This window comes from Mesorhizobium sp. M7A.F.Ca.CA.004.12.1.1, assembly GCF_003997835.1.
GTDB lineage: Bacteria > Pseudomonadota > Alphaproteobacteria > Rhizobiales > Rhizobiaceae > Mesorhizobium.
The window spans coordinates 1-12,968 of record NZ_RZRK01000071.1 but is presented as its reverse complement, the minus strand read 5'-3'; the positions used below and the strand labels follow the sequence as shown (position 1 = coordinate 12,968).

10 protein-coding genes are annotated in these 12,968 nt (G+C 64.5%); 4 read left to right on the top strand and 6 right to left on the bottom strand.

Going from position 1 to position 12,968, the window contains the following annotated elements; genetic code table 11:
- On the bottom strand, positions 1-2,206 hold a 2,206-nt coding region (locus EN984_RS06115), incomplete at its 3' end, for an inverse autotransporter beta domain-containing protein (RefSeq protein ID WP_206517405.1).
- A gap of 258 nt (positions 2,207-2,464) precedes the next feature.
- Here EN984_RS06115 and EN984_RS06110 point away from each other — a divergent pair.
- Together EN984_RS06110 and EN984_RS06105 are read left to right on the top strand one after the other, a co-directional pair.
- On the top strand, positions 2,465-3,031 hold the full coding sequence (locus EN984_RS06110) for an invasion associated locus B family protein (protein ID WP_236382972.1): 567 nt from the start codon (positions 2,465-2,467) through the stop codon (positions 3,029-3,031).
- 68 nt (positions 3,032-3,099) lie between these two features.
- On the top strand, positions 3,100-4,344 hold the full coding sequence (locus EN984_RS06105; RefSeq protein WP_127267339.1) for a Xaa-Pro peptidase family protein: 1,245 nt from the start codon (positions 3,100-3,102) through the stop codon (positions 4,342-4,344).
- Positions 4,345-4,570: 226 nt separating this feature from the next.
- On the opposite strand, the gene EN984_RS06095 is transcribed toward EN984_RS06105, so the two are convergent.
- The 5 genes from EN984_RS06095 to EN984_RS06070 form a co-directional block, all read right to left on the bottom strand.
- Positions 4,571-6,007: an amidase gene (locus EN984_RS06095; protein WP_127267338.1), complete on the bottom strand. Its 1,437-nt coding sequence runs from the start codon at positions 6,005-6,007 to the stop codon at positions 4,571-4,573.
- Between the two features lie 201 nt (positions 6,008-6,208).
- Complete coding sequence (locus tag EN984_RS06090) at positions 6,209-7,300, bottom strand: Gfo/Idh/MocA family oxidoreductase (protein ID WP_127267337.1); 1,092 nt, start codon at positions 7,298-7,300, stop codon at positions 6,209-6,211.
- 263 nt (positions 7,301-7,563) lie between these two features.
- Positions 7,564-8,727 (bottom strand): ABC transporter substrate-binding protein, encoded by a 1,164-nt coding sequence (locus EN984_RS06080; protein ID WP_127267336.1) that lies wholly within the window; start codon positions 8,725-8,727, stop codon positions 7,564-7,566.
- A 71-nt stretch (positions 8,728-8,798) separates the two neighbouring features.
- On the bottom strand, positions 8,799-9,647 hold the full coding sequence (locus EN984_RS06075; RefSeq protein ID WP_127267335.1) for an ABC transporter permease: 849 nt from the start codon (positions 9,645-9,647) through the stop codon (positions 8,799-8,801).
- Positions 9,644-10,471, bottom strand: a complete 828-nt coding sequence (locus EN984_RS06070; RefSeq protein ID WP_127267334.1) for an ABC transporter ATP-binding protein — start codon at positions 10,469-10,471, stop codon at positions 9,644-9,646. Before EN984_RS06070 ends, EN984_RS06075 begins: the two co-directional genes overlap by 4 nt.
- A gap of 337 nt (positions 10,472-10,808) precedes the next feature.
- Here EN984_RS06070 and EN984_RS06065 point away from each other — a divergent pair, with 337 nt between their 5' ends.
- Positions 10,809-11,753: a MurR/RpiR family transcriptional regulator gene (locus tag EN984_RS06065; RefSeq protein ID WP_127273418.1), complete on the top strand. Its 945-nt coding sequence runs from the start codon at positions 10,809-10,811 to the stop codon at positions 11,751-11,753.
- A 115-nt stretch (positions 11,754-11,868) separates the two neighbouring features.
- Positions 11,869-12,968: NAD(P)/FAD-dependent oxidoreductase (locus EN984_RS06060; protein WP_164765388.1), on the top strand; the 1,100-nt coding region annotated here is incomplete at its 3' end.

The following is a 12,968-nucleotide window of genomic DNA, read 5'->3' as shown; positions in this document are numbered from 1 at the left end:
CGACATTGGCGATGACGCCACCAGCGGTGATGGTGATCACCGCGCCGCCGACGCTCGGCGAGGTCAGGTCGATGCCGATCGAACCGGCGGCACCGGTACCGGTGATGTTGAGCGACTGCGCGGTGAAATTGGTTTTGCTGCCGGAGAAATCGACGCCGGTGCCGACACCCAGTCCGGAAATGACGATGTTGCCGGTGACCACCGCCGCATTGACGCCGGCAAACGAGATGCCGTCGGCGCCGGGATTGGTGATGCTGATGTCGCCGAAGCGGATCGCCGCCGGCGAATCCGAAATGGCGATCGCCGGTCCGGTCGTGTCGGAGATCGTCGTCGCACCGTTGACGGTGAAGCTGCCCGCGACATTCTCGAGCACGACGCCCGACGTGCCGCCGCTCTGGCTGATCGAGTCCAGCACCACATGAGCGGTGATCGGATCGATGAAGACGGCGGTGCCGCCATTGCCCGATATTGTGCCGCCGGTGGTGGTGAACGTCCCGCCGGTCGACGTGCCCTGCACGGTGATGCCGCGGTCAGTATTGTCCTGCGCATTGATGGTGGCGAAGGTGTAGGTGCCCTTGCCGCTGATATCGAGACCGTCGTCGAGATTGCCCTGCAGCAGCGTCGTGCCGGTGAAATTGTAGGTGCCGTCGCCTTCGATGTGCAAGCCATCGAGGCCGTTGCCGGTGGCGGTGAAATTGGAGCCGGTGATGCCGGTCGAGCTGCCGGTGAAGTCGGCGCCGTTGCCGCCCGCACCGGTGACCGTCACATTGGTCAGCGTCGCGCCGGTGATGTTGTTGCCGAAAATGCCGTCGGCGCCGCCGGTGATGGTGATGCCGTTGAGCGTGTTGCCGTTGCCCAGCGTGATGACCGGGTTGGCGACGTTGGTGCCCTGGATCGTGCCGTCGCTGCCGCCCAGGTTGAAGGTGCTGGTGCCGCCGCCGAAAAGCCTGGCGGTGACGCTTTCGCCGCCGCCGATGACGGTCTGTCCATTGGCAAGCGTCACGCCGCCGGTCGTCAGATTGCCGTTGCCGCCAAGCGCGACGACAAAGCCGTTCGCACCCGACTTGGTCACGGCGTCGTCCAGAGTCGTCGGGTCGGCCAGCGTGCCGGCGCCGGCGAGGCCGCCATCGGCGAAATAGAACTTGCCGAAGGCGGCATTGGTGGCGGCGTTGATCGCGACACGCGTCGTCGAGCCGCCGGTCAGCGTCTGCGACTGGACGCGGACCCCGATATCGCCACGCACGCGTTCGTTGACGCGCTTGCGCAGGCCTTCGCTGACCGGATAGACCGGCTCCGGCCCGTTGTCGGCCCCATTGGCCGCATTGTCCGAGCCGCTGCCGGGATTGAACGGGATGTTCAGCCGCACGCTGCCGGCGAACTGGGTGTCGTCGCGATTGTCGTTGCGGACCTCGCCGGCGAAGACCAGTTCCGTGTTGCTGCCGAAGACATCGCCGATCGTATACTCGAACCCGGCCTTGGCGCCTGTGACGCTGCCGTCGTCGCCATGCGGATCCTCGAAGTGATAGCCGCCGATGTCGAGCCGCAGCGAATGCTTGTCGGGCAGGGCGACCGGCACCTGCGCACCGATCTCGCCCTCGATGCCCCACGCGGCGTAGTCGCGGTGGTCAAGGACCGAGATCTGCTCGATCAGCTGGTTGCTGACCATCGACAGGGTCGAACTGGTCGAGTGATCCGTCGAATCGCCCTTGATCGGCAGATAGACGTTCACATGCGCATCGAAATGTGGCGTGATCGCCTCGGCGCCCAGCGTGGCGGCGGTGAACTGGGTGGAGTTGTAGTTCTCGAGGTTGAGATAGGCGTAGCCGCCGATCATCAGGTCCGGGTTGACGATGCGGCGAATGCCGAGGCCGACATCCTGGCCGGAACCATCCTTGAAATCATGCTTGGCCCGGACATCCAGGAACAGCACGGATTCGGCCGTCTGCTTGAGCGGGATGAAACCTTCGAGCGCGCCGTTGCCGCCATTGTTGTCGGCGCCGATGATGGCGCGGATCTGCGGCTGCCACAGGCCGTTCGGATCGGCATGGGCCGTCAGACTGGAAAGACCGAGCGCCAGCGTCGTCAGCGCCGTCGTCTTCCAAAGATGCCTGGCGATTTGCGAACGGCGATAGCCAGCGCGAATGTGGAAATCCTCCCCACGCGCCGCTATCTCACCAACTTGCCGAGAAGTCTCGGTAGTTCCCATCCCTGGCGAGTCCTTCGGGGACTACACGCGCCCCGTGTAGATTCTTACTCGAATTCTATTGTATAGCGAGTCCTGGCCGATCCGATTTCTAGAGCTTTCCTGCAAAATTGCTCGCTGTGTCTGAAAGGCCACAGTAATTTCGCCGGCTTGCTTGCCTCCGGCTCGGCTTTCGGAACAGTCGCGAGTGTTGTATCAAGCCATGCTCGGGAGAATACCGGGGCGCGGCGAGGAAACATGCAAGGCATCCGGCAAAACAACATGGCACTTACTTTAGACAAGTCTAATTTACTTGGCGTGGCCGCGGGGCTGGCCGCCCTGTGGCTTGGTCTGGCCGCCGGCCCAGCCCTTGCCGAAGATGCCAAGCCGGCCCAGCCAAAGCCGGCTGAAACCAATGCAAAACCGGCCGATGCCAATCCGTGGGCGGTGAACTGCTCCTCCGGTTCGGCGACCACCGAGCTTCAGTGCCAGGTGTCGCAGAACCTGACCGAGGCCAAGACCGGGCAGCGCGTGCTGACCGTGACCGTGCGCCGCGACAACGGCAATGGCAGCCTCGCCATGCTGCTTGCCCTGCCGCACGGCCTGTTCCTGCCGTCCGGCGCCTCCTTCCAGATCGACCAGGGCCAGAAGACGACGATTGCCATCCAGACCAGCGACCAGAACGGCGCCTATGCCGCCACGCCGTTGTCGGCGGATCTCATCAAGGCCATGAAGTCCGGGACCAATCTGAACATCGGCATGGAATCGGTCACCCGCAAGCCGGTCACCATCCCGGTGTCGCTGGCCGGCTTCACCGCCGCCGTCGCCAAGCTGGAATCGATCAAGTAGCTGCTGTCAGCGGCTTGATTGTGCGCACCCGGAATGCTCCGTTGCCGCTTCGGACAGTGGAGAAACCCATGACAGGCTTTGTCGATCGCCAGCGCGCGGCGCAACTGATGGACCGCGCCGGCATCGAGGCGCTGGTGCTGTGCGCGCCTGAGGCCTTCCACTATGCGACCGGAGCCTCGATCGGGCCGTCGGGACTGTTCCGGCGCGCCGGCGCCGGCTTCGTCGTCATCCCGGCTGGCCAAGACTTGCCGGTGGGCGTCGTGGTGGCGGATTTCAATGCGGGACAGCTGCAACTGGCTCTGTCGGATGCCGTCATCCGCAGCCACCCGATCTGGATCGAAACCGCCACGCTTGACGCCTCGACCGCAGGGCAAGGGCTGGCGCAACGCGTCGAGGCCGGCCTTGCCTCGTCTGGCCGGGCGCCTGGTTTTTCCCGGCCGGCAACATTCGAACTTGCCCGTTCCGTCCGCGAACTGAAGGAGATCCTGAGCGGGTTCGGACTTGAGCGCGCAAGGATCGGCGTCGATCTCGATTTTATTCCCGCCGCCGATCTCTCGGTCATGCAGGCGCTGCTGCCGGGCTGCACGATGGTCGACGGCTCGGCCGTGCTCGACAGGTTGCGGGCCATCAAGTCGCCGCGCGAGATCGATCTGCTCCAGCAAGGCATCATCCTGTCGGAAGCCGGGCTGGAGCGGCTGCAGGTCGATGCCATGGCCGGCATGCGTCAGGGCGATCTCATTGCCCTCTATCGGCAAGGCGTCGCCACGGCCGCGTCCGGCCTGTCCCATCCGGTCGCCACAGCCGAATATGTGACGCTGGGCGCGAAGGCCAAAAGCACCGATGCGAAAGCCATGCCTGGCGATCCGCTGAAGTGCGACATGGTCTGCACGGTCGGCGGCTACGCCTCCGACATGTCGCGCAACTTCACCTTCGGATCGCCATCCGCCGAGCAGGCCGAACTGCACGCGATCGCCGAGCGGGCCTTTGACGACGGGCTGGCAGCGCTTGTTCCGGGAGCCACGCTCACCCACGTGCATCGCGTCGCCACCGACAGCCTGGCGCGGCAAGGGCTGCGCACCTACCGCCGCGGTCATTTCGGCCATGGCGTCGGCCAGTCGGTCTTCTCGGAGCAATGGCCGTTCATCGCCGCCGATAGCGATGTCGTCATCGAAGCCGGCATGGTGCTGGCCTTCGAGATCCCGCTCTACATAGACGGCCTCGCCAGCTTCAATCTCGAGGATCAGTTCCTGATCACACCGGACGGGGCTGTCGCCATGAACCGCTTGCCGAGACGGCTGGAGAGGATTGGGTAGCGAGGGCGTGGTCGTTTTTCAAAGATAGCGCTCTACGGCGCCCCCCTCTGCCCTGCCGGGCATCTCCCCCTCAAGTGGGGAGATTGACTGTTTCGGCGTCGGTCTTCGTCTTCAACGTCGAATATTGGCGAAGGTGGTCGTAGCAGCCGATCTCCCCACTTGAGGGGGAGATGTCCGGCAGGACAGAGGGGGGCGCCACGGAACTCGGTGGTGAGGTGGCCAGCACCTAACCACTCACCGGTGGCCGCCGATCGCTCCACGGCATCTCCTGCTCCAGCTGCGCCGACGCGGCCAGCACCGTTGCCTCGTCACCGTAGCGGCCGACCAGTTGCACGCCGATCGGCACGCCGTCTTTCGACCAGCCGAGCGGCAGCGAGATCGCCGGCTGGCCGGAGATGTTGAAGGGGAACGCAAACACCGAATCCGCCCACTTGGCGTTGTAGCGGTCGATGTCGGTTTCCGACATGTCGTAATAGCCGAACGGACGCGGCAGCTGCGTCAGGGTCGGGGTGATGAAGATATCGTAGGCGCCGAGGTCGCCGACGATGTCGCGGCCGACCTGCCTGAGCTGCTCGACATCGGAGATGTGCCTGGTGCCGCTGGTCGAGCGGCCGCGCTCGATGATTGCCCAAGTCACCGCCTCGACATCGCCTGGCGTCACCGGCCGGCCGATCACCGTCTCAAGGTAGTCGAACGTCGCCGCCGTCTGCACGCAGGTCATGTTGGTGTAGGTCTTCCACACAGCGTTCGCGTCGAGCGGCATATCGTGCTCCTCGACGTCGTGGCCGAGCCGCTCGAGCGCAGCCACGGTTGCCAGCACCGCCGCCTTCACCTCCGCATCGATCGCCGTGCCGTTGGGTGGCGTGACGGAAAAGCCGATGCGCAGCTTCTTTGGCGCCCGTGCCGACAGGCTGAGCCAAGAACCATCGGGCACCGGCGGCGTATAGGGGTCGCCCGGCAGCGCGCCGGCAACCGCGTCGAGATAGGCCGCCGTGTCGCGCACGGTGCGCGAGCAGCACAGGAAGTACGCGCCGCCATACCAATAGTCGCCGAACGGCGCGAGGCTGACGCGGCCGCGCGACGGTTTCAGCCCGACGATACCGCAGCAGGAGGCCGGAATGCGGATCGAGCCTGCACCATCGCTGGCCTCGGCGATCGGCACCATGCGCGAAGCGATGGCCGCGGCAGCGCCGCCGCTCGAGCCGCCGGGCGTGATGCCTTCCTTCCACGGGTTCTTGGTCACACCGTAGAGTTTTGGTTCGGTGGTGATCGACCAACCGTTCTCCGGCGCGTTCGACTTGCCGACCAGCACCAGCCCGGCCGCCTTCATGCGGCGAACGACCTCGGTGTCGAAATCGGCAACGACATCCCTGAGGTAGAATGAGGAGTTGGTGTTCGGTGCCCCGGTCCAGGACGAGGCCAGCTCCTTGAGCAGGAACGGCACGCCGGCGAAGGGCGCTGATGTGTCGATTGTCTCGGCCTGGGCGCGCGCCATGTCGTAGAGGCGATGGATGACCGCATTGAGCGTCGGGTTGAGCCGCTCGACCAGCGTGATCGCCGCCTCCACCAGTTCCCCCGGTGAAACGTCGCCCCGCTTCACAAGTGCCGCAAGGTCGAGCGCGTCGGACTCGGCATAGGTTTTCAGCAGACTTTCGGTGACCATGTCTCTCTCCCGTCGTTCGTTGATCTTGCCAACGTTGGCGCCGCCCCTCAGCCGCCTGCCGGCACCTTCTCCCCGTATAGTGACGGGGAGAAGGGAGACGCTCCAACGCTGACGACCCCCTCTCCCCGTTCTTCACGGGGAGAGGGTAAGGGTGAGGGGCAGCGCCGGCCTGAAACGATTGCCGCCAGCAGCCGGATTGCGTCAGGCCAGGTCGATGGTCCGCCCGAGTGCGATGCTCTGTTCAGCGGCCAGCACGATGCGCAGGCTGTTGACCGCCGCATCCATCTGCTCGGTGAGGTCGAGATCCTCGCGGATGGCGCGCAGGAAGAAGGCCTGCTCGCGGTCGCAGAGCTCCTGGTGGCCGGGCTCGTCCTCCATGCTGACGATCTCGTCGGGCTTCGAGAAATTCTTGTCGCCGTCGACCTGAGCATAATGGATCTTCAGCGCATCGGTCTTGGTGTGGCGGTCGATGTCGGCGGAACTCGAAACCTCTGCAAGTTCGGCAGCATTGCTTGCCTGCTGGCCGGCGACGATCGACACCGCGCCCTTGGGGCCGACCACGTCCTTCACGAAATAGGCCGTTTCGCTCATCATTGGGCCCCAGCCCGCCTCGTACCAGCCGACCGAGCCGTCATCGAAGGTGACGTGCAGGTGGCCGTAATTCTGCTTGTCGGCTTCCGCCCAGAGCTTGGCGCCGATGCCATGCACGCGCACCGGCTTGGCGCCGGTCAGCTGGCACATGACGTCGACATAATGGACGCCGCAATCGACGATCGGGATCAGCGAATCGATCAGGTTCTTGTGCCAGTGCCAGGCGCTGCCGCTGCTCTGCTGGTTGAGGTTGAGCCGCATCACCAGCGGCTTGCCGAGCGTCTTCCCGACCTCGATGAACTTGATCCATGACGGGTGGACGCGCAGGATATAGCCGAGCACCAGCTTGCGGTTCTTCGCCCGCGCCGCCGCGACAACCTTCTCGGCATCCTCATTGTTGGTGGCGAGCGGCTTTTCCATGAACACATGGCAGTTGGCGGCGATTGCCTTCAGCGCATATTCGGCGTGGGTGTTCGGCCAGCTGTTGATCGACACCGCGTCCGGTTTTGTTTCCTTCAGCGCCTGGTCGAAATCCTCGTAGAGTGGGTAGCCGGCTAACTCTCCCGGAATCTTCGTGTTGCTCTTGATCGAGCGGCTCATAATGCCGACGATCTCGAAACCGTCGAGCCGGTGATACGCGCTGGCATGCGACGCACCCATATTGCCGAGACCCACCACCAGCACTTTTACTCTGTCGGACACCGCTGCCTCCCAAATTCTTGATTAAATCACAGGCGGCGCTGTTGCCGTCGCCCGCATGTTTATCCAGGACAATCACCTTAGGTTGGCGCCGCCCCTCATTGCCCTGCCGGGCATTTCTCCCCGTATAGTGACGGGGAGAAAGGGCTGGCCGCAATGTTGGCGATTGGCGAAATCATCAACGACAGCGTCCCCTCGCCCCGTTTACGGGGAGAGGATGCCGGCAGGCAGGTGAGGGGCGGCGCTGACCTGGACAATTGCCAGCCCTACTTCACCGCCGAATCGAACTGATGCGCCTTGATCTTCTCGACATCGAGCGCGGCAAAACCTTCCGACAGCTTGACGCCGTCGGCATCGGCCTTGACCTTGGCCTTGTCGAAATCATTGGCCGGGCCGATCAAATCGTTGGTGCAGACATCCTCGGCCTTCACCGGAGCGGTGATCTGGCCGATCTTGTGGATTTCGTCGAAGAAGCCCTGCCAGCTCGCCATGTCGTGCGAGCCCCAGCCGCCGCGTTTGTCCATGTCGCCGCGGAAGACGTTGATCTGCTGCAGGATCGAGGTGGTGCCAAGCTCCGGCCCGAGATTCTTGGCCAGCGTCGGGAACTGCTCGAACACCGCTTCGACCGCCGCGCGGGGATTCTGGTAGCCGAATTCGAGGCCCATCGCCCAGCCGCGCAGGTACTTTTCCAGCAACGCCTTCTTGTCGGCGTCCTCCAGATCGGCGGCGCGCACGACGAAAGTATTGGCCGGCAGCTTTGAGTTCTGCACGCCGAGCCAGTATTCGAAGTCGAGCCCCTTGGCGATCCATTCGGCGCGTAGGCCTTCCCACGACAGGGCAGCGTCGCCCTGGCCGCCGGCAAGAGCCGTGCCCCATGTCGGCCAGCCGGCTTCGACATATTTGACCTTCTTGATGTCGACGCCCTGCGCCGCCAGCAGCGGGTCGGTGATCGACTGCCAGGCGGCGGAGCCGAGCAGGATGGTCTTGCCTTCCAGCTTCTTCAGATCGTTCGATCCCTCGCCCTTGCGGAAGGCGATGCTGAACGTGTCGCGGGCGCCCATATGGAACACCGACTTCAGCTTCATGCCGTTCTGGATGGCGAAAGAGAACACGCCGGGCGACGGGAAGCCCATATCGGCCTGGCCGACATCGACGAACTTCACCGTCGCGGTGCCGTCCGACGGCCCCGGCTGCATGTCGGTGTCCAGCCCATCGAAATAGCCGGCCTTCTTGGCTGCCCAGTAGGGATAGTCGTCGAGCACTTCGAGCGTGCCGCGCGGCGAGATCCAGGTGAATTTTCCGTAGGGTTCGGCCCTGGCCTTGAGGCCGGTGGCGCCAAGCGCCGTCGCGGTCACCAGCCCGGCGCCGGTCACCTGCAGGAAGTAGCGGCGGCTGATGCCCGCCGGGCTGATGGAGTTTTCTTTGGTCATAGCATTCCCCTTTTTTGTTTGATGTCAGTCTCTTGCCGCCGCCTCCCGGGCGCGCCGTCATATCCCTGTGTTCAAGCCTCCCAGCTCGCCCATTTCTTGCCGATCAGGAAGAACAGCACGTAGATCAGGATGCCGAGCGTCGACAGGATCAGCACCACGGCGAAGAACTGCGGCATCTGGATCATCGACGAATAGGTGGTCAGCCGGTTGCCGAGGCCGAAGCCGCCGCCGACCATTTCGGCGCCGACCGCGGTCAGCAGACCGAAGATGGCGCCGATCATCAGCCCGACCAGGATCATCGGCAGCGCCATCGGCGCTCGGATTTTCCAGAAGATCTGCAGGGTGCTGGCGCCATAGGAGCGTGCCAGCGCGATCTTGGCGCTGTCGACGCGGCGAAAGCCGGTGGCGGCATTGATCATCACCATCGGCCCGGCGGCCAGCGCCACCGCGATGATGCGCGGCGTGTAGCCGAAGCCGAAGCGCAGGATCAGAAGCGGCACCAGTGCCAGCATCGGCGTGGTGACCAGAAGCAGGATGTAGGGCGCGACGATCTTCTCGGCGAACGGAAACTGGGTGATGACGGCGGCCAGCACCAGGCCGATGATGGCGCCGATGGTGAAGCCGGACACCAGCTCGACGAGCGTGTAGCCGAGATGCGGCGCGATCAGCGGGAACTCGTCGAACAGCGCATAGGCGATCGAGCTCGGCGGCGGCATGATGTAGAGCGGCACGTGGAACAGCCGCAGCGCCAGTTCGATGCCGCCGATGATGATCACCGCCACGGCAAGAATGGCCGCCACCTCCTTGCCCGACTTGATGCCGGGGCCGCTGGCGAAGGCCGACAGATTGGTCAGGCTGACCTCGTGGCCGTCGGCAGACTTGGATTTGGAGAATTCCGGAATGGCGTCGCCTCCGCTCACGGCCTGATCCTCACGATCTCGGCGCTCGCGCGCTCCGGCGCTTTTGGCCGCGTGCGTTCGCCGACAATGTCCATCTTGATACGGTTGGTGAGGTCGAAGACCTCCTTCGTCGCCATGATCTCCAGCGAGCGTGGCCGCGCAAACGGCACGCGATATTCCTTGGCGACGCGGCCCGGCCGGGCGCTCAGCACCACGACCCGGTCGGAGAGGAAGATCGCCTCCTCGATCGAGTGGGTGATGAAGACGATCGTTGTCTTGGTGTCGAGCCAGATCTCCTCGACCAGCCGGTTCATCTCCTCGCGGGTGAAGCTGTCGAGCGCGCCGAACGGCTCGTCCATCAAAAGCACCGAGGGCTTCAGCGCCAGCGCCCGCACGATCGCCGCACGCTGCTGCATGCCGCCCGACAGCTCACGCGGAAACTTGCCGCCGAAGCCGTCGAGCCCGACCCGGTTGAGCAGATGCGCGATCCACGCCCGGTCCGGCTTCTCGCCCTTGATCTCGAAAGGGAAGCGGATGTTGGCGTCGAGATTGCGCCACGGCAGGAGGTTCGCCTCCTGGAAGACGATGCCGATATCGGGATGCGGACCGGTGATGGCCTTGCCATCGAGCCGGATCTCGCCGCTGGTCAGGCTGTGCAGGCCCGACATCGACCACAAGAGCGTGGTCTTGCCGCAGCCGGAAGGGCCGACGATCGAGACGATTTCATTGGCGCTGACATCTAGGCTGCAGCGGTCCAGCGCCAGCAGGTCGCCGGAGGCCGTGTGATAGATCTTGGTCGCTGCCTGCACGCCAAGCTTCGGCTTTTTTGCATCGCCCGTATTCATCTGCCCCCCGGGAAGATTGCGCGATGATCCATTGGCTCATCCCCAGCGAAAATCAGTCTGTAACTATCCTACTTTCCTGTCAAGCACCGACGATGGCCACCGTATCAGGAAAATCGATTAGTATGCCTATCTGCTTGTTTTAATATCGGTTTTGCGGCCTTGAAATGCATGTTGCTTTCCTACATACTTCGGAACTGACACGGATCGGAGAGGACCGGAGGAAGGTGATCTTTACCCTACGACACGCTGCGGTTGCGATGCGGTCGGGCGCGTGGAGCCAGGGCGTGCAAACATGCTAAGACGGCAGCCTCGCAACCCAGGGAAAGACCAGGACCCCATGAACGAAGCTGGCAGCCAGGACGAGCCTGTTCCAGGCCAGGATACCGAGGGGCGCGATCCTGTCCGGCGCATTCCCGACATCATCTCGCTGGTCAAGGATTCCTACAGCGAATTGCGCCCGGCCGAACGGCGTGTCGCCGATGTCGTGCTCGACGACGTCAAATATGCCGTCGACGCCTCCAACGCCGCCCTTGCCCAGCGCGCCGGGGTCAGCGAACCGACGGTGACCCGGTTCTGCCGCGCCATCGGCTGCGAGGGCGTGCGCGACTTCAAGCTGAAGCTGGCGCAGAGCCTCGTCGTCGGTGCGCTCTATCTGGCCAAGTCGCCCTCCGTCAGCAATGACAATGGCATGCCGTTCTGGAACGCCGTATTCGGCGAGGCGCGCCGGGCGCTGCAGGAGGCCGAGCGGCAGCTCGACCCGGCGCAGCTGCAGAAAGCCGCCGATCTGATCGCCAAGGCGCGCCAGGTCACCGTGTTCGGCCTCGGCGGCAGCTCCTCGGCGCTGGCGCAGGAAACCCAATACCGGCTGTTCCGCTACGGCATCACCGTCAGCGCCCAGTGCGACCCCTATCTGATGCGCATGACCGCCTCGACGCTCAAGCCGGGCGATCTGGTGATCGCCATTTCGGCGACCGGACGCACCCGCGAGGTGATCGAGGCCGTCGAGCTCGCCAAGCACTACCGCGCCAACGCCATCGCCGTAACCGCGCCCGACACCGAACTCGCCCGCGCCTGCGACGTCAGGTTGACGGTGGCGGTGCCCGAATATCCCGACACGCTGAAGCCGACGGCCTCGCGCTTCGCCTTCCTGGCGGCGATCGACCTTCTGGCGGTGGCCTCGGCCTACAAGCTCGACGGTTCGGCCCGCGAGACCGTGCGCCGCATCAAATACAACGCCCAGATCCACCGCACCGGCAAGGAGATGGAGCCGCTCGGAGACTAGCTCCCTTCTCCCCGTTCACGGGGAGAAGGTGCCGGCAGGCGGATGAGGGGCGGCGCCGAGTTCAACAATTGATGATCCCAACTTGGATTGGGCGCATGCACAAAGAGGGAAAGAAATGCTCGAAATAGCACCGACGAAACAGGCAGCCGCATGGCTCGAATCCCTGGCGCAGGCACTCGCAGCCGGCGACGTGGCCGCTGCGAGCAACCTGTTCGTCGACGATTGCTACTGGCGCGATCTCCTGACCTTCACCTGGAACATCACCACCATGGAAGGCCGCGAGGCGATCGCCGACATGCTGGCGGCGACGCTGGCGACGGCCAAGCCGAGCGCGTGGCAACTGACCGGCGAGGCGATCTCGGACGATGGCACCATCGAGGCGTGGTTCAGCTTCGAAACCGCGGTGGCCAGGGGAGAGGGCATCATGCGGCTGCGCGACGGCCGCTGCCGCACGCTGTTCACGGCAATGACGGACCTGAAAGGCTTCGAGGAGCGCAAGGGGGCGAAGCGGCCGCTTGGCGTGCGCCACAAGGCCGATCCCAGGCGCGAGACCTGGTCGGAGGCGCGGGCGCGCGAGACGCGCGAGCTCGGCACCGAGGAACAGCCCTACTGCCTGGTCATCGGCGGCGGCCAGGGCGGCATCATGCTGGGGGCGCGGCTGCGCCAGCTCGGCGTGCCCACCATCGTCATCGAGAAGAATGCGCGGCCGGGCGATTCCTGGCGCAACCGCTATCGCACGCTCGTGTTGCACGATCCGGTCTGGTACGACCATCTGCCCTACATTCCCTTCCCCGAAAACTGGCCGGTGTTCACGCCCAAGGACAAGATGGGCGACTGGCTGGAAATGTACACGCGCGTCATGGAGCTCAATTACTGGGTCGCCACGAAATGCCTGAGCGCGTCCTATGATGAGGCCGAAAAAGTCTGGACCGTGGTCGTCGACCGCGTCGGCCGCCAGATCACGCTGAAGCCGAAGCACATCGTCTTCGCCACCGGCGCCTACGGTCCGCCACGGCGGATCGATCTGCCGGGCGCCGACCGGTTCAAGGGCGAGTTGCTGCACTCCAGCCAGTATGCCAGCGGCGACAAATTCCGCGGCAGACGAGTCGCGGTCATCGGCGCGGCCAGCTCCGGCCACGATGTCTGCGTCGACCTCTGGGAAAGCGGCGCCGAGGTCACCATGATCCAGCGTTCGCCGACGACGGTGGTCAAATC